Origin of the sequence: Mycobacterium sp. ACS4331 (assembly GCF_001667265.1) — a bacterium.
In the GTDB taxonomy this organism is placed as follows: Bacteria; Actinomycetota; Actinomycetes; order Mycobacteriales; family Mycobacteriaceae; genus Mycobacterium.
This window is the reverse complement of the sequence record NZ_LZHW01000013.1, coordinates 201601-222445: the sequence shown is the minus strand read 5'-3', so window position 1 is coordinate 222445 and position 20845 is coordinate 201601. Positions and strand designations below refer to the sequence as shown.

Below are 20845 nucleotides of genomic sequence, written 5' to 3'. Positions count from 1 at the left end.
TCATACACCTTCGGGTGCGCCGGCGGCGCGGTTGTGGGCGGGGCAGCTGCGGCGGACCGGGCAGTGCGCGCAACCGTCGTTGACGCGCGCGGTGAACTCCGGTCCGGCCGTGGCCGCCGCCGCCTGGTGCACATCGTCCCGCCACGCGTCGCGGGCCTGCGCACCCATCGGATCCTGTTCGCGCTGAGCGGCTCCCGAGGCGCCCGATCTGCCGATGTAGACCAGCCGGCCACCGCCCGGTTCGGTGCCCTCGGGCAGCAGGCCCGCCGCGACCGCGAGCTGATAGGCCGCCAGCTGCGCATGCTGCTGCGCCTCATCCTTGCTGACCGGGTTCTTGCCGGTCTTGACGTCGACGATCACCAGACGTTCCTCGGCGTCGCGCTCCAACCGGTCGATGCGCCCGCGCAGCCGGACCGCGGGATCCGCGGGGTCGACCGGCTCCAGCACACCGTCGACGTCGACCTCGGTGCCGACCTCGGTGAGTTCCCCACGAGACTCCTCACGCCACCGGGTGAACGTCTGCACCATGGCACGATGGCGCGCCAGTTCGTTGCGGGCGAACCACTGCGACTCGAACGGGAGTTGGTCCCAGACGGCATCGAGGCGGGCCAGCACGGGCGCCTCGTCGGCGCCGGGCTCGGCGATCAGGGCGTGCACCAGCGACCCGAGCGCCGAGCGCAGTTCACGCGCATCGGTCCCACCGTGGCGTTCCATGAGCCAGCGCAGGGGGCAGTCCTGCAGCTGCTGCAGCGTCGACGGCGACAGGGTGACGGTGTGGCTCTCACCGGCGTCGGCGGACCAGCGCGGCTCCTCAGTGCTCACCGCCGTCAGGCCCTGCCACTGCGCGGGGTCGGCCCCCGGAACACCGGCTTTGGCCAGGCGGGCCAACTGCGCTGCCGCACATGCCCTCTCGTCGGCTCCGATGGCGCCGTCCGGTGCGCACACGACGGCCCGCAGCCGGCCCACCACCGCGGGCACCGACAGCACCGCAGGCGCCACCACGGGCGTCATCTGCCCGGGCACCGCCTCGTCTGTCGCGAACCTGGCGATGTCGTGGAAGAACGGCGACGGAACGCGCAGCCCGTCGTCGGCGTCGGTGCCGGTGCCGTCGACCGCGGTGACGACCAGCCGCCGGCGCGCTCGGCCGACCGCGGTGATCAGAAGACGGCGCTCGTCGGCGATCAGCGGCGCACGATCCGACACCTCGGCGCCGATGCCGTCGAGCACGTCCATCAACCGCTGGGTGCCCAGCACACCGCCGCGCGGAATCGTGTTCGGCCACAGGCCCTCCTGCAGCCCCGCGATCACCACGGTGTCCCACTCCCGGTCCAGCGCCTGATGCGGGCTCAGAATGGCCACCTCCTGGCCGGGCTGGTCCGGCTGGGCCGCCCGGATCGGCAGCTGCCAAGCCCGCACGGTGCTCACCAGACCGGCGACCGTGGCGCCCGCAGTCCGCGACACGTACTGGTCGGCCGCCTCGAAGAGCGCGGTCACCGCGTCGAGGTCGGCGCCCGCGTGCCGACCCGCGTCCCCGCCCCGTTCGACGGCGTTGACCAGCCTGCGCTGCAGGCCGCTGCGGTGCCACGCCTGCCACAGCGTCGTCCGCGGGTCGGCATGCTGCCGCAGTGTGCTCGAGGCCGCCGCCAGCACGGCGTGGACGCGGCGCACGGGGCGGGCCAGCGCTGGTGCCAGTGCCGCCGACGGTCCGTCGGTCAACGCCGCGATCAGCAGTTCACTGAAGTCGCGAGCCGGATCGAGACGGCGCAGCGCGCGCCGAAGCTGCCGCAGGGTGACCGGGTCGACCCGACCGATCGGACCCGTGATGAGGTCCTGCGCGTGCTCGGCGGTCAGACCGTCGACGGCAGCCGACAGCACCGTCAGCAGGGCGCGCACCGTGGGGTTGTAGGCCAACGGCGGATGCGTCGCGCCGCCCGCGACCGGTACTCCCGCGTTCGCGAGCACTCGCGGCAGCATCGCCCCGACCCCGCCGACTGACCGGGCGATGACGACCATCTGCGACCACGGCACGCCGTCGATCAGGTGCGTGCGCCGCAGGGTGTCCGCGATGACCGCGGCCTCGGCCTGCTCGGAGGCGGCCAGCGTCGCGATCACCTGACCGGGTTCTGTGGTGCCGCTGCAGAGTTCACGGATGGGGCCGGACCCCGGAAGCTGGCGGGCCAACCCGTCGACCACGGCTGCGATGCGGTCCGCGCAGCGGTGCGACGCGGTGAGGGTGACGGCGGGCCACTCGGATTCGAGCAGCAGCGCCGGGTCCGCCCCACGGAATTTGAAGGCCGCGCGGTTGGGGTCCCCCGCGAACACCGCGAAGTCCGCCCCGGCGGCCAGCACGCGCGCCAGCAGCGCGGCCTGCGGATCGAGGTGCTGTGCGTCATCCACCAGCAGCACCCGCACGCGCGCGCGTTCGGCCGCCAACAGGTCGGGGTCGCTGCCCAGGGCCTCCAGGGCCGCACCGACAAGTTCGGCGGCGCCGAGCGCGGGCACGGTGGCCTGCGGGGCCGCGGTCCCGACCGCCGAGCGCAGGAGCATGACCTGTTCGTACTGCTGCGCGAACCGGCCCGCGGCCACCCATTCGGGCCGTCCCTGCGACCGGCCGATCCGCTGCAGTTGCCGCGGGTCGATCCCGCGTTCGGTGCAGCGCGCGAGCAGATCACGCAACTCGGTGGCGAACCCCGCGGTGCCCAGTGCCGCATGCAGCGTCGCCGGCCAGTACGCCGCGCCGTCCTCGAGGTCACCGGCGAGGAGTTCGCGGATCACGCCGTCCTGCTCGGCGCTGGTGATCAACCGCGGTGGAGGGTCGCCGACCCGCTGTGCGGCCAACCTCAGCACGCCGAACGCGTACGCGTGCACCGACCGCACCAGTGGTTGCCGCACGACCGCACGACCCGACCCGGCTTCGGCCGCGGTGAGCAGCGCCGTCGTCAGCGCGCTGCGCACCCGGGCGCTGACCCGCCCCGAACCGGTGAGCAGCAGAACGGATTCCGGGTCGGTGCCCGCGGCGATCCGGCTGCTGGCGATGTCGACCAGCAGGCTCGAGGTGCCGGTCCCCGGGCCACCCAGCACACGCACGGTGCCGCGACGGTCGGCGTCGAGGAGCTGACCGGCGGTGCCGTCCCAGTGCCGCGTTCCGGCCGAGGAGACCTCGGCGGTGGCGGTGTGCGGTGTGACCATGCGGGCATGACACCACAGGCCTCCGACAAGTTGCCCCACCCGCGACGGCACCTGGCAGGATCTACAGGCCGTGAGCCCTCTGCATGTGCACCGCCACGGACCCGCCGGACCCGCCGGAGTGCTGGCCGTCCACGGCCTCACCGGTCACGGTCAGCGCTGGCGGGCGCTCGCCGAGACCCACCTGCCCGATGTCACGCTCGTGGCCCCCGACCTGCTGGGGCACGGCCGGTCCCCGGTCGCCGCGCCCTGGACGATCGACGCGAATGTGGCTGCCCTGGCCCGGGTTCTCGACGAGACGGCGCAGGGCCCCGTCGTGGTGGTGGGCCACTCGTTCGGCGGCGCGATCGCCCTGCACCTGGCGGCCACACATCCCGACCGGGTCAAGGCGCTGGTCCTGCTCGACCCGGCCGTCGGGTTGGACGGGTCCTGGATGCACGAGATCGCCGAGTCGATGTTCGCCTCACCGGACTACACCGACCGCGCGGAGGCCCGCAATGAGAAGAGCAGCGGATCGTGGGGCGACGTCGACGACGCGCAACTCGACGCCGAACTCGACGAGCACCTCGTCGAACTGCCCAACGGCCGGGTCGGGTGGCGCATCTGCGTTCCCGCGATGATGGCGTACTGGAGTGAGCTTGCACGCGATGTCGTGTTGGCGCCCAAGGGTATTCCGACCACGCTGGTGCGCGCGACCCGCACGTCGCCGCCCTATGTGACCGCCGACCTCATCGACGGCCTTGAGACTCGACTGGGTGCGCAGTTCACGTTGGTCGACCTCGAGTGTGACCACATGGTCGCCCAGGCCAAACCCGCCGAGACCGCACGCCTGATCCGGGCCGCGCTGGAGTCCTGACATGCCCGCGGTGACCGACGAACAGGTCGAACGGGTGCGCGCGCTGGTCGCGTCGATCCCGCCTGGGCGCGTGGCCACCTACGGCGACATCGCCTCGGCGGCAGGGCTTTCCAGCCCGCGCATCACGGGGTGGATCATGCGGACCGACTCCTCCGACCTGCCCTGGCACCGCGTGATCTCGGCGTCCGGACGGCCCGCGGAGCACCTGCGGGCCCGGCAGTTGGAACTGCTGCGCGCCGAGGGCGTGCTGGCCTCCGACGGCCGGGTCAGGCTGCACGGACCCGACTCCGTGCGGCACACCTTCGCCGCGGACCGGAGCTAGAGCGCGAGGCGGACCAGAGCCGCCGTGCGGGCCAACCCGGGGAACGCCGCGGCGGTCGCGCGGGGGTGCAGAGCGTGCACGGCCAGCCGGAACATCAACGCGCGCAGCAGCATCTGCGGCCACTCGGGCAGTGCGCTCCAGCGCTCGATCAGGCCGTCGTCGGCGTCGCCCCAGGCGAGCGCATCGACGACCACGACGCCGGCGGCCCAGGACGGCGGCCGCCAATACGGCGTGATGTCGGTGATGCCGGGCGCCGCGGTGCCGGCGAACAGCACCGTGCCGTGCAGGTCCCCGTGCACCAACTGGTTCGGGCTCTTGGTGGGCCGGCGCAGTCCGGCGAGCTGATTGATCAAGTCGATGGAGCGTTGGCCGTCCGCCGAACCGGGACCGACCCTGGCCTCCGACGGCAGCGAGTGCAGTGGGCGCTCCTCCCACGCCGCGCGGTCAGCCGCGACGAAAACGTCGACGTCGGCCCAGGGCAGCGCGGGCGGCTGGGTCAGGAAGCGCGGACGCTCGAGCTTCGCGGTGGCCTCGTGCAACCGGACCGCGGCCGAGACCACTTCGTCGTGACGCGGTTCGGGAGTGCCCGAGACGTAGGTGTCGGCCCGCCAGCCCGACACGACGTAGCGCCCGTCGGTGGACCGCACGGGCCGGGCCAGCCGGACCCCGTCGACGAACAGCGTCTCGCGAACCTTCGCCGACCATGCGGCGCGGGCGTGGTCGGCCACCAGTGACAGCACGACCTCACCGCAGCGCCAGCCACCCTCCCAGGCGGAACCCAGGGACGTCGGCGTCGATCCGGTCAGACCGAACGCCGCCATCACATGCTCGGGCGGCTGCTCATCGGTCACAGCCATCACCCTATAGTCGGGCGGCCCGCAAACCTGCACGCTGACCTGTTGTGTCGCCCAAGTCGGTGGTTCAGTACATCACCATGTCGGGTTCGTACTGCTTGGCCCACGCGGTGATTCCGCCCTGCAGATGCACCGCGTCGGAGAATCCGGCCTTCTTCACCGCGGCCAGTGCCTCGGCCGAACGCACACCGGTCTTGCAGTACAGCACCGCCTGCCGGTCCTGCGGCATCTTGGCCAGGCCGGCACCGGACTCCAGCGTGGACTTGGGGATGAGTTCGGCTCCGGCGATGTGGTTGATGTCCCACTCGACGGGCTCACGAACGTCGATCAGCGCAAGGTTTCGGCCGGAGTCGATCAGTTCACGCAGTTCGCGCGGCGTGATCGTGGAATCGGCCGCGGCGGCCGCGGCATCCTCGGAGACCACACCGCAGAACGACTCGTAGTCGATGAGTTCGGTGATCTTCGGCGTCGACGGGTCCTTGCGGATCTTGATGGTGCGGTAGGTCATGTCGAGCGCGTCATAGACCATCAGCCGGCCCAGCAGCGTCTCGCCGATGCCGGTGATGAGCTTGATGGCCTCGGTGCCCATCACCGAGGCGATCGAGGCGCACAGGATGCCCAGCACACCGCCCTCGGCGCAGGACGGGACCATGCCCGGAGGCGGGGGTTCGGGGTACAGGTCGCGGTAGTTCAGGCCCAGTCCGTCCGGGGCGTCCTCCCAGAACACCGACACCTGACCCTCGAAACGGAAGATCGAACCCCACACGTACGGCTTGCCCGCCAGCACGGCCGCATCGTTGACGAGGTATCGGGTGGCGAAGTTGTCGGTGCCGTCGAGGATCAGGTCGTACTGGCTGAACAGATCGACGGCGTTCTCCGGTTCCAGCCTCAACTCATGCAGGTTGACCTGCACCAGCGGGTTGATCTCGCGGATCGAGTCGGCCGCGCTCTGCGCCTTGGAGCGGCCGATGTCGGACTGGCCGTGGATGATCTGGCGTTGCAGGTTGGACTCGTCGACCACGTCGAACTCGACGATGCCGATGGTGCCCACGCCGGCCGCGGCCAGGTAGAGCAGGGTCGGCGACCCCAGGCCCCCGGCACCGATGACCAGCACTCGCGCGTTCTTCAGGCGCTTCTGTCCGTCGACTCCGAGGTCGGGAATGATCAGGTGCCTGCTGTATCGCGCGACCTCCTCGCGAGTCAGCTCGGCGGCCGGTGAAACCAGCGGGGGCAGTGTGGACACGAAAGCGACTCCTCCAGGGTGGTGACCTTCACCAATTGTCTCAAAGCGCGTGACACATCAACACGGGAGGCGGGCAGGAACTTCCCAGCAGGGTGTGCATCACACCGCGACCACCGCCTCGGGGCTAGGCGATGGGATACGGCCAGGGGTTGAACCGGCAGGTCTTGTCGTCGGGCTTGATCCAGTCCGGATCGAACTTGGCCGCGTCGACATTGGAGGTGGAGAACGTCTGCTGCATCATCACCGGGGCCAGCGCACCGTTCTCGTCGCACGCCTCGTGGTGCTGATACCCGATGCCGTGACCGACCTCGTGGTTGATCAGGTACTGCCGGTAGGACCCGATGTCGCCCTGGAACGGCACCGCCCCGCGGACCCAGCGCGCCTCGTTGAGGAAGACCCTCGGCTCCGCGGGGCCGCCCGAGGGGGGCCGATAGGCGGGGTTGTAGCAGGACGCCTCGAGTTGGATCTCGTACCCGCAGCCCTCGCGGATGGTGATCGGCGACGTCAGCGACACCCGGAAGTCGGGTTCGCCGGAATCGATGCGGGCGAACGCGAACTGCGGGTTGTGAATCCAGCTCTTGGGGTTGGCCAGGGTCTGGTCGACCATCCGGGCGAACGCGTCGTCACCCCCGAAAGACGTGGTGTCGATGCCGTTCTCGACCTCGACGGTGTACCGGAACACCTTGGCGCTGCCCGTCCCGACCTGCGGCGTGCTGCCCGGGATGACGCGCCAGGTGCGCTCGCCGGCCTCGGTGTACGGGCCGCCGTCGGGCAGGATTCCGGTGGGCAGGTCGGCGTCGAACTGCGTCAGCCCACGCGGCGGCGCACCGATGATCGTGGTGCCCTCCGCACCGATCGTCGGGGGCCCGTGGACCTCCTCGGTGGCGACCGGCGTCCCACTGCTCGCACCGGTGATCGTCTGGTAGATCACCAGCACCGTCACCACCACCAGCACGGGCAGCGCGTAGGCACGCCACCCGTAGGTGGACACGAAGCGCCCCAACCAGGTTCGTTTGCGCCACCGCTGGTGTTCCTCGCGGTTGGCACGGCTGCGCCCGGAATCGCTGGCCAGCGGGTCGCGTTGTGCGCGCAGCGGCTCGCGCCACTCGTTGCGCAGCACAGGCACGCGATTTCCCCCGCGACGCCCCGGGTCGTAGGTCACCGACCAAGGATGGCACAGCGGGCAGCGGACGGGCTCCCGGCGCGCCAGCAGGAGCGACGCAGGGCGGCGCACCCGGGGTTTGGCAGCTCCGGGTAGTACTGTCGTTGCGACGAGCCACCATGCCGGGCTCCCCGCCCGAGCAAGCTCGACGAGGATAAGACAGAGGATTTGATGAGCGATCTCGCCAACACAGGCGCACGGCGAGGTGCCAGAACGGCCAGCGCGGAACGGACCGCCACCACCAACCGTCGCGGCAACCGACTCCCGCGCGACGAACGTCGCGGGCAGCTTCTGGCCGCGGCCAGCGAAGTGTTCGTCGACCGCGGCTACCACGCCGCGGGCATGGATGAGATCGCCGATCGGGCCGGGGTCAGCAAACCGGTCCTCTACCAACACTTCGCCAGCAAGCTCGAGCTGTACCTCGCGGTCCTGGCCAAGCACGTCGAGAACCTGGTCTCCGGCGTCCGGCAGGCGCTGCGCACCACGACCGACAACCGCCAGCGCGTGCGCGCGGCCGTGCACGCCTTCTTCGACTTCATCGAGCACGACGGCCAGGGCTACCGGCTGATCTTCGAGAACGACTACGTGACCGAGCCTCAGGTGTCGGCACAGGTCAAGGTCGCCACCGAGGCGTGCACCGACGCGGTGTTCGACCTGATCAGCCACGATTCGGGCCTGGACCCGCACCGTGCCCGCATGATCGCGGTGGGCCTGGTGAGCATCAGCGTCGACTCGGCGCGCTACTGGCTGGACAACGCCCGCCCCATCACCAAGGACGACGCCGTCGAGGGCACCGTCCAGTTCATCTGGGGCGGGCTGTCACACGTTCCTCTGACCCGGTCCTGACCGGCGCCGGGTCCGACCGATCTAGTCGGTGCTCGGCGGGGTCACCGGACCTGCGCCGATTCCGAACCCGACCCGACGGCTGTCGGCGGGGCCCAGTTCGACATAGGCAACGCGTGCTGCCTGGACCAGGAAACGGCGGCCCTTCTCGTCGGTGAGGCTCAGCACGCCGGCCCCCTCGGACAGCGCGGCACTCACCGACTTCTCCAGCTCATCAGGTGTCTGTGTGCTGTTGAAGACGAGCTCACGCGGGCTGTCCGTGACACCGATCTTGACCTCCACGCCGGACCCTTTCCGTTCAGATTCGCAGAAAACTGCGGCGCCGCGAGTTACGAGCGCGCTGTAGAAGCAGGCTAGTCCACGCTCGACGACCCGCGCCGCACCAGGCGTTCGCGGTCAGCGAAGCCTCTCGACGGACGGTTCTGACCTGCCCGGATGAACTTGGTCACCAAAGCCCGACACACCCCGCGCGCTGCGCCGCGCCGGATGCCCGCGCCGATACCATTCGCAGTGAAGGATGTGACTGGAGTGATCAAAGTGATTTCGAGCGCCGAAGGCGAGGTGACCCGATGAGCAGGCCCTACTGGAGCGGTACGGGAACGCGGGGCGGCAACACCTTCGCCGACGAGTCCCAGCACTCCACCGAGCACGGTGACCCCGGCACCGAATCCCACCCGCCGTCCTACAGGTCGTCGGCCTACAGGGCCGACGGAACCTACGACACATACGACACCGGCGCCACCGAGGTCCTCGACTACGAGGATTACGACGACTACGACGACTACGAGCACGGCCGCGACACCCGCTGGCGGTGGATCGCCGGCGCCGCCGCGGTGGTGTTGTTCGTCTCAGTCGTCGCGATCGCCACCGTGCTCGGCAACGACAGCGCGACATCCACCGCGACCTCGACGCAGACCAGCAGTGCCGAGGCGCCGGTGCAGGACGCCGCACCCACCTCGACGACCCCGCGCACCGTCATCGCCACCGTGCCGCCCGGTCCCGGCCCGTCCGCGCCGTTGGCTCCAGAGACCGTCGTGACCGTGACCACCACGCCGACGGCCACCCATCCATCCCCCGCCGAACTGCCGCCGCCCCCGCCCGTCGAGGGCGCCGCACCGGAGCGGACCATCACCTATTCGGTCACCGGCAACCGCCAACTGTTCGACCTGGTCACCATCATCTACACCGACGAACAGGGCTTCCCGCGCACCGACCTGAACGTCGCGCTGCCGTGGTCGCGCACCGTCGTGCTGAACCCGGGCGTGGAGACGCAGTCGGTGACGGCGACCAGCGTGACCGGTCAGCTCAACTGCACGATCACCGACGGCACCGGAGCGGTCACGGTCGCCCAGAACAACAACTCGCTGATCGCGACCTGCACCAAGTAGCAGCCGGCCTCAGGCCAGGCCGAGTTCGGCCATCCGGGTCGCGTGGGTGTTCTGAAGCCTGTCGAAGAACTCAGTGATCTGGCCGAGCCCGCCCGTGCCGGACACCACAAGGTCGACCAGTTCGTCGTGCTCGGCCAGCACATACTGTGCCTGCGTGATCGCCTCACCGAGCAGTCGGCGCGACCACAGAGCCAGCCTCGAGCGGTGCACCTCGCTGGCCGAGACCGCCTCGCGCACCTCGGCCACCACGAACTGCGAGTGGCCCGTCTCGGCCAGCACGCCGCGCACCACGTCGGCCACCTCGTCGGGCAGCGCATCGGCGATCTCGAGGTAGAAGTCCGCGGCCAGCGCATCGCCGACATAGGTCTTCACCAACGCCTCCAACCACGTGCTCGGCGTGGTCAGGCTGTGGTAGTCGTCGAGAGTGGGGGCGTACTCCGCCATCCTCGTGACGACGTCGACTCCCCTGCGCTGCAACGCATCCCGCAGAAGTTCGTAATGGCCCATCTCGGCGGCGGCCATGCTCGCCATGTTGACCCGCCCCGTCAGGTTCGGGGCCATCCGCGCCTCTTCGGTGAGCCGGTAGAACGCCGCCACCTCGCCGTAGGCCAGGAGCGCGAAGAGCTTGTCGACACCGGGATGATCCACGGGCACCCGGGGGGTCTGCGCAGACTCCTGCGGTGAGGACTCGGGGCCGGCCGCGGGCTGCGTCGAACTCATGGGGTCACTGTAACGATCGGCGGTTGCCTCCAGGCGCGGGCGGCACCCCGAAATCGCCGAAAACCGTCCCGGCGGGGCCGACCAGTTACAATGGTCAGCGGAAGGCTCGTATTCACCGCCTTCCGAGGAAATGTGCGTGCACGTGCACGGCCCGCCTCGAAGATTTTTTCCAGCGCTGGGCCCAGCGGATCCGGTGTCCGTCAGACACCGAGGTTTGTCTCTCTACGACTCGTGTGCGCGAGATGACGCGACGAGAACGACAGACGAGCTCACACCTCGGAATTTGACTCGCATAGACACCGAAAGGTTGCACACCCCCTCCATGACTCAGTTACATACGCAAGCCGAGCAGACCTTCGCCCAACTCGGCGTGCATGACGCCATCGTGCGCGCACTCGCCGAACAGGGCATCGAGCACCCCTTCGCGATCCAGGAGCTGACGCTTCCGCTCGCGCTGGCCGGCGACGACCTGATCGGCCAGGCCCGCACGGGTATGGGCAAGACCTACGCCTTCGGCGTCCCGCTGCTGCACAAGGTCGTCACCGACAGCACCCGCCCCCTGACGGGTGCCCCGCGGGCCCTGGTCGTGGTGCCCACCCGCGAACTGTGCCTGCAGGTCTACGGCGACCTGTCCGGCGCCGCCAAGCACCTGTCCGCCCCCGACGGCGACGGCACCCGCCCCCTGTCGGTGGTGTCCATCTACGGCGGACGCCCCTACGAGCCGCAGATCGAGGCGCTGCGCAAGGGCGCCGACGTGGTCGTCGGCACCCCGGGCCGCCTTCTCGACCTGGCGCAGCAGGGACACCTGCAGCTGGGCGGGTTGTCGGTGCTGGTCCTCGACGAGGCCGACGAGATGCTTGACCTCGGCTTCCTCCCCGACATTGAGCGCATCCTGCGGCTGACCCCGGACTCGCGCCAGTCGATGCTGTTCTCGGCGACCATGCCGGACCCGATCATCACGCTGGCCCGCACGTTCATGAACCAGCCCACCCACATCCGGGCCGAGGCCCCGCACTCGGCGGCCACCCACGACACCACCAAGCAGTTCATCTACCGCGCGCACGCGCTCGACAAGGTCGAACTCGTCAGCCGGGTGCTGCAGGCCGAGGGCCGCGGCGCGACGATGGTGTTCACCCGCACCAAGCGCACCGCGCAGAAGGTCGCCGACGAACTCGCAGAGCGCGGCTTCAAGGTCGGCGCCGTACACGGCGACCTGGGGCAGATCGCCCGTGAGAAGGCGCTGAAGTCCTTCCGCACCGGCGACATCGACGTCCTCGTCGCCACTGACGTCGCCGCCCGCGGCATCGACATCGACGACGTCACGCACGTCATCAACTACCAGATCCCCGACGACGAGCAGTCCTACGTGCACCGCATCGGCCGCACGGGCCGCGCGGGCAAGACCGGCGTCGCTGTGACCCTGGTCGACTGGGACGAGCTGACCCGCTGGACCCTGATCGACAAGGCGCTCGGCCTGGACTGCCCCGAGCCCGCCGAGACGTACTCCAGCTCGCCGCACCTGTACGAGGAGCTGAGCATCCCCGCCGAAGCCACCGGCTCGGTCGGAACCCCGCAGAAAAAGGCCACCAAGCGTCGCGAAGAGCGCACCGAGACCATCTCCAGCGGCGGTGAGAAGCCACGCCGGAGCCGTCAGCGCCGCCGCACCCGTGGCGGCAAGACGCTGACCGGGCACGTCGAGGGCACCGCGCCCGAGGCTGACGCGGTCGCGGTCGCCGTCGCCGACGCTCCTGCGGCCGCAGGCGAGGACGGCGCCGAGACCACGCGCGCTCCGCGCCGGCGTCGCCGTCGCGGGCCTCGCAAGCCCGCCGCTGAAACCAGCGCCACCGCCGGCTGACCGGCCCCGATGGTCAAACCGGAGCGCCGCACCCGCGGCGACATCATCGCGGCCGTCGCGATCATCGCGATCGTCGCTGTCGCCGCCGTGGCGATCTGGTGGACCAGCGATGCCCGCGCGACCCTGAGCCAGCCCGCGGCCGCTCCGTCGATCAGCGTGCCGCCCGCGCATGCGGTCCCCTCTCACCTGCGCGAACTCTGGTCCGCACCGAGCGCCGCGACCACCGTGCCCGTGGTGGCCAGTGGAACCGTGGTGACCGGTGACGGCCGCACGGTGCACGGCCGGAACCCGGAGACCGGTGAACCCGTCTGGACCTACGCGCGCGACCTCGACCTCTGCGGGGTGACCTGGATCTACCAGTACGCCGTTGCGGTGTACCCCGACGTCAGGGGCTGCGGGCAGGTCAGCACGATCGACGCGTCCACGGGCCGTCGCGGCCCGTCCCGCACCGGTTACGCCGACAAGCGCGTGGACCTGTCCTCCGACGGCACCGTCGCGCTGTCCACCGGGGCCAGCAGGCTGGAACTCTGGCGCTCCGACATGGTGCGGGTGATCGGGTACGGCGAGGTGGACGCGCGCGTCAAGCCCAACCACACCGGCGTCGGCAAGGGCTGCACAATCCTGTCCGCGGCGGCCAGCCCGTCGGCCGTCTCGCTGCTGCAGACCTGTGCGGGTGAGCCCGACGTGCGGCTGACGCTGCTGCGACCGGGTAAGGACGACGACGAGCCCGAACTGCGCGACATCCCGCAGGAGGGCGTGCCCTCGAGCGCGGGATCACGCGTGCTGGCGGTCTCCGACACCAACACCGCGGTCTACCTGCCGACTCCGCAGCCCCGCGTGTCGGTCGTCAACGACGTCGGGACCGAGACGTCGAGCACGCCGGTGGGCGCGCCGCCGTCGATGGCCGACCCGACCAGTTCCGTCACGCGGGCCGGGAGCCTGGTCACGTGGTGGACGGGCCGATCGGTCATGGTGTTCAACTCCGACAAGCTGACGCACAAGTACACCGTCTCGGCCGAGGAGAACGTCGTCCCGCTGGGCCCGGCGACCATCATGGCCGACAAGCTGCTGATTCCCGTCACCGGCGGGGTCGGCGTGTACGACGTCTCCGATGGACACCTCGAGCGTGTCATCGCCGTCGAACGTCGCGATATGGAGTCCGGCGTCGGCGTGATCGTGCCCGCCGCCGTCGGTGCGACGCTGCTGGAGCAGCGGGGACGCACCCTCGTCGCGCTCGGATAGTCCGCGCTCAGACCTCCGGAGTGAAGGTCGCCAGTTTCTTCCCCGACTTCCAGTACGTGAGCAGGCTGTCGGCCAGCTCGCGGTAGGCCGCCGCCCCCTTGTTCTTGCGCCCGGCGATCACCGAGGACCCGGACGCCGTCGCCTCCGCGAACCGCACGGTGCGCGGGATCGGCGGTGCCAGCAGCGCCAGTCCGTAGCGGTCGACGACGTCGAACAGCACGTCCCGGCTGTGCGTGGTGCGCGAGTCGTACAGCGTCGGCAGCGCGCCGAGCAGGTTGAGGTCGGAGTTGGTGATCTGCTGGACGTCGCCGACGGTCCGCAGGAACTGGCCCACACCACGATGCGCGAGCGTCTCGCACTGCAACGGCACGATCACATCGTCGGCCGCGGTCAACCCGTTGAGCGTGAGCACGCCCAGCGACGGCGGGCAGTCGATGATCACGACGTCGAAGTCGTCGGCGATCTTGGCCAGCGCGCGCTTGAGCGCATACTCGCGCCCGGCCCGCATCAACAGCATGGCCTCGGCGCCGGCCAGGTCGATGTTGGCCGGAAGCAGCGTGATCCCCTCGCTGGTCTGCACCAACGCGGCATTCGGCTCGACCTCGCCGAGCAGCACCTCGTGCACCGAGACCGGGAGCTTGTCCGGATCCTGGCCCAACGAGAACGTCAGACAGCCCTGTGGATCCAGGTCCACCAGCAGGACGCGTCTGCCCGCCTCCACCATCGCGGCACCCAACGACGCCACCGTCGTCGTCTTGGCCACCCCGCCCTTCTGATTGGCCACTGCCAACACCTTTGTCCCCACGGCGCCATCCTGTCACGTACGGCATCCGCCCGCCCGGACGACTCGACGGCGCGGCCTCGACGGCGTCGGGCAGAATCGTCACTCGTGAGTGTCGGTGAGCATCGGCTGGTCCTGTTGCGCCACGGGGAGACCGAATGGTCGAAGTCTGGGCAGCACACCAGCACGACAGATCTCGACCTCACCGAGTACGGGCGTGAGCAGGCCCGATTGGCGGCGCTGGCGGTCGCGCACCTGGGGCTCGAGGAGGCCGTGGTGTTCTCCAGCCCGCGGCGTCGCGCGCTGGCCACCGCCGAACTGGCGGGTCTGACGGTCGCCGAGGTTCTGCCCGGACTCGCCGAATGGGACTACGGCGACTACGAGGGCCGCACGACGCACGACATCCGCACGCAGGCCCCGGGATGGCTGCTGTGGACGCACGGCTGCCCCGGCGGCGAATCGGTGGCCGAGGTGAGCCGGCGCGCCGACGCGGCGATCGAACTCGCGCTGGACACCATGCGCGAACGCGATGTGGTGTTCGTCGGTCACGGCCACTTCTCCCGGTCGATCGTGACGCGATGGGTCGAACAACCACTGTCCGAGGGTGCGCGGTACGGCTTCGGTCCGGCGTCACTGGCGGTGTGCGGCTTCGACTACGGCCTGCGTCAGCTCAAATCGCTGGGGTTGACCGCCCACCGTGAGAACCCCGAGACACCGTGACAGCTCCGTCATTCGTCCTGAGCGGGCCCGCAGGCACCGTCGTCGGTTCCGGAGTGCGCACCCCGTTCTCCGAGATCGGCGCGGCCCAGCACGCGCTGGGCTCCGGCGATGTGCCGATCGTGGTGGGCGCGCTGCCGTTCGACACCGCCGGTCCCGCCGCGCTGCACCAACCCGAGACGCTCTCGCGGATCGACGCCCTGCCGTGCTGGCCGAGCGTGGTCCTGCCCCACGTCACAGGCCTTGTGCCGCAACCGAGTCCGGCCGTCCACCGGGAGCGGGTGGCGGCCGCGATCGCGCGACTGGGCGCCCCCGGCAGCGAACTGCACAAGGTGGTGCTGGCCCGCGCGCTGCGGATCAGCGCCGACGCGCCGTGGGACGCCCCGACGGTGCTGCGCCGCCTGCACGACGCCGACCCGGGCGCCTACGCCTACCTGGTCGACCTGTCCCCCGCCGGGGGCGCCCACGCGGGCACGACACTGGTGGGTGCGAGCCCCGAGCTGCTGGTGGCGCGCGACGGCGACCGGGTGACGTGCCGGCCGTTCGCGGGTTCGGCGCCACGCTCTGCCGATCCCGACGTCGACCGCGCCAACGGTAGGGCGCTCGCGGAGTCGGCGAAGAACCGGCACGAGCATCAACTCGTGATCGACGTCATGCGTGCCGCGCTCGAACCCCTGTGCGTCGACTTGGACATCGCGGCCGAACCCGAACTGCATCACACCGACGCGCTGTGGCATCTGAACACCCCGATCTCCGGGCGGTTGCGCGAAAGCAGGACCACGGCAATGGATCTGGCGCTCGCACTGCAGCCGACCCCGGCCGTCGGCGGAGTTCCGACCGCCGCCGCCAAGACACTGATCGCCGACCTCGAGGGCGACCGCGGGTTCTATGCTGGAGCCGTCGGCTGGTGCGACGCCCGCGGTGACGGTCGGTGGGTGGTGTCGATCAGATGCGCGCAGCTGTCGGCGGACGGCCGGACGGCCACGGCGCACTCCGGTGGGGGCATCGTCGCAGAGTCCGATCCCGACGACGAGGTCGCCGAGACCACGACGAAGTTCAAGACGATCTTGGCCGGACTGGGAGCGACACCATGACACAGCACATTCGGCCGGCCCGCCCCGGCGACGAGGCCGCCATCACCGCGATGGTCCACGAGTTGGCCGAGTTCGAGAAGGCCGCCCACGAGGCGACCGTCACCGAGGAGCAGATGCGCACCGCCCTGTTCGGCGACCATCCCATCGCGTACGCGCACGTCGCCGAGGTCGACGGCGCCCCCGCGGCCGTCGCGGTGTGGTTCGTGAACTTCTCCACCTGGGACGGCGTGGGCGGCATCTACCTCGAGGACCTGTTCGTGCGTCCCGAGTTCCGACGGCGGGGCCTGGCCCGGGACCTGCTGGTGACGCTGGCCCGCGTGTGCGTGCAACGCGGTTACTCGAGGCTGTCCTGGGCGGTGCTGAACTGGAATGTCAACGCGATCGCGCTCTACGACGGCGTCGGCGGCCTGCCCATGGACGAGTGGACCACCTATCGCGTGTCGGGGCTGAACCTGACCGCGCTGGCCGGCGAGCCGGTCCAGGATCAGCCCTGAGTCAATCTCGCCGCGAAACCCACTGCACGGCAGAGGGACTGAACAGCAGCCCGAGCACCACGAGCGCGACGAGCGCCACCGGAACGGCATAGGTGAGCTGGTGCGAGCTGTAGATGTACCAGGCCACCGGCAGCAGCAGCAGGTTGATGAAGACCGCGATACCGCGGCCCCATCGCCGCTCGGTGACCAGCGCCCACCCACCGGCCGTCACTCCGGCGCCGACCAACAGGAACCAGATGGCGGTGCCGTACCCGCTGACGATGTGCTGATCGGCCCCCAGGACCGCGCGCACCACCAGGATGGCGGCCACGATCAGCATCAGGATGCCTTCGGCCAGCACGATGAACCCGGCCCAGCGCACTGCCGGCGGCGGAGCGTCGATCACTTCGAGAGCCTCTCAGTCAGCCAGTCCACCGCGAACCGGTAACCCAGCGGACCGGCGCCGGCGATCACCACCTCGGCGACGGTCGAGACGTAGGAGTGGTGCCGGAACTCTTCGCGGCGGTGGATGTTGCTCAGGTGCACCTCCACGACCGGCAGTTCGGCGGCGGTCAGCGCGTCGGCGATGGCCACCGAGGTGTGGCTGTAGGCGGCCGGGTTGATGATGATGCCCAGACAGTCCTTGCGGGCCATCTGGATGGCGTCGATCAACGCACCCTCGTGGTTGCTGTGCACCGCGCGAACCACGAAGCCGTGCTCGGCGGCGGCATCGGAGGTCAGCTGCTCGATCTGCACCAGCGTGGTGGTGCCGTAGATCTCGGGCTGACGGGTGCCCAGCAGGTTCAGGTTGGGCCCGTTGACGAGGAGCAGGCGGCGTTCGGTCACCCTCGTACGGTACCGAGGTCAGGCCGGTGGGCGGCACGGCACACCGATACCGGGCGCCGACGCTAGCGCGGTGGCGCGTGGATGTCGGAGGGATGGGTGGCCAGCGGCGTGACCTCGATGTCCATGTAGCCGAACAACGGCAGCTCCGAAAGCATCGTGTGCAGTTCGTCGTTCGAATCGACGTCGAAGATCGAGTAATTGGCGTACTCGCCGACCACACGCCAGATGTGCGGCCATTTTCCGTCGTGCTGCAGGCGCTGTGAGTAGGCCTTCTCCCGGGCCAGGATCTCGGCACGCTCATCCGGGGCGAGATCGGCCGGCAGGTGCACGTCCATGCGAACGCAGAACAGCATCAGCCGACCACCGGGTCGAGGACGAAACCGTAGTCGACCTTCTGGACTCCGTCGGGCTGCGTGACGGGCGCCAGCACCAGCTCGGGCTTGACGGCGCTGGCGATGTCGTCGTCGTTGTGCGCGTCACCGGGGAAGTACAGCTGGGCGGTGAGCGTTTCGTGCCCCGGCGCGGACACCTTGACGTGCAGGTGCGCCGGCCGCCAGGCATGCCAGCCGGCGGCGGCGATCAACTTGCCGCACGACCCGTCGGTGGGGATCTGGTAGGGCGCCGGACGCACCGTGGCGATCTGGAAGGTGCCGTCGGGTCCGGTGGAGAACGTGCCCCGCAGATTCCACTCCGGAAGTCCCGGCGCGAACTGCGAGTAGAAGCCGTCGGCGTCCGCATGCCAGAGTTCGATCTTTCCGGCCAGCGGTCGGCCGTCGGTGGAGCTGATGCGACCGTCCCACACCAGTGGCGTCCCGGCCTCGTTCCGCCGCATCGGCATGGTGCCCATGGCGCCGCGTTCGGGTGAGTTCGGCACGTAGTACGGGCCTTCGATGCTGCCCTTGTTCCCCCGACGGTGGTCGGTGGCGACCTCCTCGACGACGTGCTCGAGCCAGACGTCGAGGAACAGGGGCCACTCCCCGTCCTGGCCCACGCTGATCAGCCACGCCTTCAGCGCGTTGTACTCGTCGTAGGTGACGCGATGCCGGCGGATCGTGTCGTGCACGGCGGCCAACACCTCGCGGGCCAGCACATCGACACGTTCGGGCGCGGTGCCCTTGACCGCGTCGAAGGCGGCCTTGTCGGTGTGGAAGCGTTCGGTCGCGGATGCACCGGATGCGGCGGCGCTGGCCTGTACGGGAACGGTGGATGCGGTCATGGTGTTCTCTCCTGAAATGTGGTGGGAATGGGTGGGGTTCGGACTAGATGTCGGACCGGTACCGAGCGAGCTTCTCGGGGTCGATGTCCACACCGAGCCCGAAGCCGGACGGAGTCTGCAGATGGCCGTCGCGGATCCGAAGCGGTTCGGCGAGCAGGTCGTCTGACATGTCGAGGAAGTTGGACAGCTCCCCCGCCCGTCTCGCCGTCAGCGGGTGCGCCGCTCCGAAGGTGACCGCGCAGGCCGTGCCGAGTTGGCCGTCGATCTGGTTGCCGACGACCACCTCGATGCCCAGCCCCTCCGCCAGATGGTGGACTCGCTGGGACTGTGTGAAGCCGGTGCGCGCGGTCTTGATGCTGATCGCGGTGGCGGAGCCGCCGAGCACCTCGCGCGTCACGTCGGCGGGGGTCGGCACCGACTCATCGGCGATGAACGGGACGTCGAGCCGGCCGACCAGCCAGCGCCGCCCGAGCACGTCGTCGGCCGGACACAGCTCCTCGGCGAACAACAGGTCCAGGTCGGCCATCTCGTTCATCGCGCGCAGCGACTCGGCCGCTGTCCAGCCGCGGTTGCCGTCGATGTAAAGCTCTACGGTAGAGCCGAATCGGTCTCGCAACGCGCGCACCACCGAGGTGTCCAGCGCCACCGGCCGACGGCCGACTTTGACCTTGAACGTGCTGATGCCGTAGGTGTCCCGCATCCGTTCGGCTTCGGCCACCATGGCCGCTGGTTCCTCGAAACCCAGCATGTGGCTGACCCTCATGCGATCGGTGAAGCCGCCGAGCAGGTCGCTGACCGGCATCTCCAGCGTGCGTCCGAGGGCATCCCAGATGGCCATGTCGACGGCGGCCTTGGCGGTCGGGTTGCCCACGGTGCGGGCCAGCCGGGCGTTGACCACTTCGCGTTCGGTGAGCCTCAATCCCACGATCTGCGGGGCGAAGATTCCCGAGATGACGGCGAGGATGCCGGCCTGGGTCTCGCCGTAGGTGAAGGGCCTCGGCGGGGCCTCAGCGACGCCCACGACGCCGTCGTCGGTGTGCACGCGGACCAACACGTGCTCGGCGGCGTACACCTCACCCGAGGCGAACTTGAGCGGCTTGGAGTAGGGAATGGAGAACGGAATCGCCTCTACAGCAGTGATTTTCATGAGTTCTCCTTGACCAGCGCGGTGCTCAGCACGGCCACGGCGGCGTCGAGCACGGGGTTGTCGGCGTCGCGGCGCCAGGCCAGCGACAGTTCCATGGATTCGGCGTCCACCAGATCGCGGAAGACCACACCCTGCAGCGGCACGGCACGCACCGACTCGGGGACCACCGCCACGCCGAGTCCGGCTGCGACCAGGGCCAGAAGCACACCCGTACCGGGTGCCAGATGCTCGCGGTGCGGCATGAACCCGGCGCGGCGGCAACTGCGCAGCACCGCGTCGTTGACCGCGGAGTGGCGACTCGAGTACGCGACGAACGGCTCGCTGCGCAGGTCGGTCAGTGAGACGACGGGTTCGACGGCCAGCCGGTGGTCCACCGAGACGGCCAGCACCAGGTTTTCGACGTCGATGGTGAGCAGTGCGATGCCCTCACCCGTGGCCGGTGGCCGCAACACGCTCAGATCCAAGGCGCCACTGCGGAGTCGGTCGCACTGATCCGGAGTGAGCACGTCGGCCTGGATCTCGAGGGCCACCCCGGGAAGTTCGCGTGTGAGCACCCGGGCGATGCGCGGCAGGTGGGAGAAGGCCGCGGTGCCGGTCAGGCCCATTCTCAGCAGTCCGCTCCGCCCGGCGGCGATCCGGCGCACCCCGCGTTCGGCGTCGTCGACCCCGGACAGGATCCTGGTGGCCTCGGCGCGCAGGTACTCACCGGCCGGTGTCAACGCCACCTGCCGCGTGGTGCGGGTGAACAGCGTGACATCCAGTTCGGCCTCGAGCTGGCGGATCGCGTAGGACAGGGCCGGCTGGGCCACATGCAGCTGCTCGGCGGCCCGGCCGAAATGGCAGGTGTCGGCGACGGCGGCGAAGTAGCGCAGGTGTCGCAGCTCCATGTGTGCCGCTCCC

22 protein-coding genes are annotated in these 20845 nt (G+C 69.9%); 9 read left to right on the top strand and 13 right to left on the bottom strand.

Going from position 1 to position 20845, the window contains the following annotated elements; translation table 11 throughout:
- Window positions 1–3189 carry an ATP-dependent DNA helicase gene (locus tag A5727_RS04765; RefSeq protein WP_082949600.1) on the bottom strand — a complete coding sequence of 1063 codons (3189 nt, stop codon included), beginning with the start codon at window positions 3187–3189 and terminating at the stop codon, window positions 1–3.
- Between the two features lie 70 nt (window positions 3190–3259).
- On the opposite strand from A5727_RS04765, the gene A5727_RS04760 reads away from it, so the two are divergent.
- Together A5727_RS04760 and A5727_RS04755 are read left to right on the top strand one after the other, a co-directional pair.
- Window positions 3260–4042 carry an alpha/beta fold hydrolase gene (locus A5727_RS04760; RefSeq protein ID WP_068245267.1) on the top strand — a complete coding sequence of 261 codons (783 nt, stop codon included), beginning with the start codon at window positions 3260–3262 and terminating at the stop codon, window positions 4040–4042.
- 1 nt (window position 4043) lies between these two features.
- On the top strand, window positions 4044–4364 hold the full coding sequence (locus A5727_RS04755; protein ID WP_068245265.1) for an MGMT family protein: 321 nt from the start codon (window positions 4044–4046) through the stop codon (window positions 4362–4364).
- Here the strand turns inward: A5727_RS04755 and A5727_RS04750 are convergent.
- The 3 genes from A5727_RS04750 to A5727_RS04740 all read right to left on the bottom strand — a co-directional run bounded on the left by A5727_RS04750 (window position 4361) and on the right by A5727_RS04740 (window position 7623).
- On the bottom strand, window positions 4361–5215 hold the full coding sequence (locus tag A5727_RS04750; RefSeq protein ID WP_068245379.1) for a TIGR02569 family protein: 855 nt from the start codon (window positions 5213–5215) through the stop codon (window positions 4361–4363). The genes A5727_RS04755 and A5727_RS04750 overlap by 4 nt on opposite strands.
- A gap of 70 nt (window positions 5216–5285) precedes the next feature.
- A complete protein-coding gene (gene moeZ / locus A5727_RS04745) occupies window positions 5286–6461 on the bottom strand; it encodes an adenylyltransferase/sulfurtransferase MoeZ (protein ID WP_068245262.1) in 1176 nt (391 codons plus the stop codon).
- Window positions 6462–6585: 124 nt separating this feature from the next.
- Window positions 6586–7623 (bottom strand): DUF3152 domain-containing protein, encoded by a 1038-nt coding sequence (locus tag A5727_RS04740; RefSeq protein WP_068245259.1) that lies wholly within the window; start codon window positions 7621–7623, stop codon window positions 6586–6588.
- A 171-nt stretch (window positions 7624–7794) separates the two neighbouring features.
- Here A5727_RS04740 and fasR point away from each other — a divergent pair, with 171 nt between their 5' ends.
- Window positions 7795–8469 (top strand): HTH-type transcriptional activator FasR, encoded by a 675-nt coding sequence (gene fasR / locus A5727_RS04735; protein WP_068245256.1) that lies wholly within the window; start codon window positions 7795–7797, stop codon window positions 8467–8469.
- Window positions 8470–8490: 21 nt separating this feature from the next.
- Here fasR and A5727_RS04730 read toward each other — a convergent pair whose 3' ends face one another.
- The gene (locus tag A5727_RS04730) at window positions 8491–8748 is read right to left on the bottom strand and encodes a DUF3107 domain-containing protein (RefSeq protein WP_068245253.1); all 258 of its coding nucleotides are present in this window, start codon (window positions 8746–8748) and stop codon (window positions 8491–8493) included.
- A 287-nt stretch (window positions 8749–9035) separates the two neighbouring features.
- Between A5727_RS04730 and A5727_RS04725 the strand changes: the two genes are divergently transcribed.
- Entirely contained in the window at window positions 9036–9854 is an 819-nt protein-coding gene (locus A5727_RS04725) for a hypothetical protein (protein WP_068245249.1), read from the top strand.
- Window positions 9855–9863: 9 nt separating this feature from the next.
- On the opposite strand, the gene A5727_RS04720 is transcribed toward A5727_RS04725, so the two are convergent.
- Window positions 9864–10574 (bottom strand): ferritin-like fold-containing protein, encoded by a 711-nt coding sequence (locus tag A5727_RS04720; protein WP_068245246.1) that lies wholly within the window; start codon window positions 10572–10574, stop codon window positions 9864–9866.
- A 322-nt stretch (window positions 10575–10896) separates the two neighbouring features.
- Between A5727_RS04720 and A5727_RS04715 the strand changes: the two genes are divergently transcribed.
- Both A5727_RS04715 and A5727_RS04710 read left to right on the top strand, forming a co-directional pair.
- A complete protein-coding gene (locus tag A5727_RS04715) occupies window positions 10897–12429 on the top strand; it encodes a DEAD/DEAH box helicase (RefSeq protein ID WP_068245242.1) in 1533 nt (510 codons plus the stop codon).
- Between the two features lie 9 nt (window positions 12430–12438).
- Window positions 12439–13671: an Rv3212 family protein gene (locus A5727_RS04710; RefSeq protein ID WP_068245239.1), complete on the top strand. Its 1233-nt coding sequence runs from the start codon at window positions 12439–12441 to the stop codon at window positions 13669–13671.
- A gap of 7 nt (window positions 13672–13678) precedes the next feature.
- Here A5727_RS04710 and A5727_RS04705 read toward each other — a convergent pair whose 3' ends face one another.
- A complete protein-coding gene (locus tag A5727_RS04705; RefSeq protein ID WP_082949598.1) occupies window positions 13679–14476 on the bottom strand; it encodes a ParA family protein in 798 nt (265 codons plus the stop codon).
- Window positions 14477–14560: 84 nt separating this feature from the next.
- On the opposite strand from A5727_RS04705, the gene A5727_RS04700 reads away from it, so the two are divergent.
- Genes A5727_RS04700 through A5727_RS04690 form a run of 3 tightly spaced genes read left to right on the top strand, consistent with a single transcriptional unit; the run spans window position 14561 to window position 16757 of the window.
- The gene (locus tag A5727_RS04700) at window positions 14561–15172 is read left to right on the top strand and encodes an acid phosphatase (RefSeq protein ID WP_068245236.1); all 612 of its coding nucleotides are present in this window, start codon (window positions 14561–14563) and stop codon (window positions 15170–15172) included.
- Window positions 15169–16263 (top strand): isochorismate synthase, encoded by a 1095-nt coding sequence (locus A5727_RS04695; RefSeq protein WP_068245232.1) that lies wholly within the window; start codon window positions 15169–15171, stop codon window positions 16261–16263. Before A5727_RS04700 ends, A5727_RS04695 begins: the two co-directional genes overlap by 4 nt.
- On the top strand, window positions 16260–16757 hold the full coding sequence (locus tag A5727_RS04690; protein WP_068245229.1) for a GNAT family N-acetyltransferase: 498 nt from the start codon (window positions 16260–16262) through the stop codon (window positions 16755–16757). The genes A5727_RS04695 and A5727_RS04690 overlap by 4 nt, the downstream gene beginning before the upstream one ends.
- Window position 16758: 1 nt before the next feature.
- Here A5727_RS04690 and A5727_RS04685 read toward each other — a convergent pair whose 3' ends face one another.
- From A5727_RS04685 to A5727_RS04660, 6 genes are all read right to left on the bottom strand, one after another.
- Window positions 16759–17076 (bottom strand): hypothetical protein, encoded by a 318-nt coding sequence (locus tag A5727_RS04685; RefSeq protein ID WP_502687655.1) that lies wholly within the window; start codon window positions 17074–17076, stop codon window positions 16759–16761.
- A 62-nt stretch (window positions 17077–17138) separates the two neighbouring features.
- Window positions 17139–17582, bottom strand: coding sequence for a type II 3-dehydroquinate dehydratase (aroQ, locus tag A5727_RS04680; protein ID WP_068245226.1), 444 nt, complete (start codon window positions 17580–17582; stop codon window positions 17139–17141).
- Between the two features lie 62 nt (window positions 17583–17644).
- Entirely contained in the window at window positions 17645–17935 is a 291-nt protein-coding gene (gene catC, locus A5727_RS04675; RefSeq protein WP_068245223.1) for a muconolactone Delta-isomerase, read from the bottom strand.
- Window positions 17935–18798: a catechol 1,2-dioxygenase gene (gene catA / locus A5727_RS04670; RefSeq protein WP_068245220.1), complete on the bottom strand. Its 864-nt coding sequence runs from the start codon at window positions 18796–18798 to the stop codon at window positions 17935–17937. The genes catC and catA overlap by 1 nt, the downstream gene beginning before the upstream one ends.
- A gap of 43 nt (window positions 18799–18841) precedes the next feature.
- A complete protein-coding gene (locus tag A5727_RS04665) occupies window positions 18842–19945 on the bottom strand; it encodes a mandelate racemase/muconate lactonizing enzyme family protein (protein ID WP_068245217.1) in 1104 nt (367 codons plus the stop codon).
- The gene (locus A5727_RS04660; RefSeq protein ID WP_068245214.1) at window positions 19942–20832 is read right to left on the bottom strand and encodes a LysR substrate-binding domain-containing protein; all 891 of its coding nucleotides are present in this window, start codon (window positions 20830–20832) and stop codon (window positions 19942–19944) included. The genes A5727_RS04665 and A5727_RS04660 overlap by 4 nt, the downstream gene beginning before the upstream one ends.
- Between the last annotated feature and the right edge of the window lie 13 nt (window positions 20833–20845).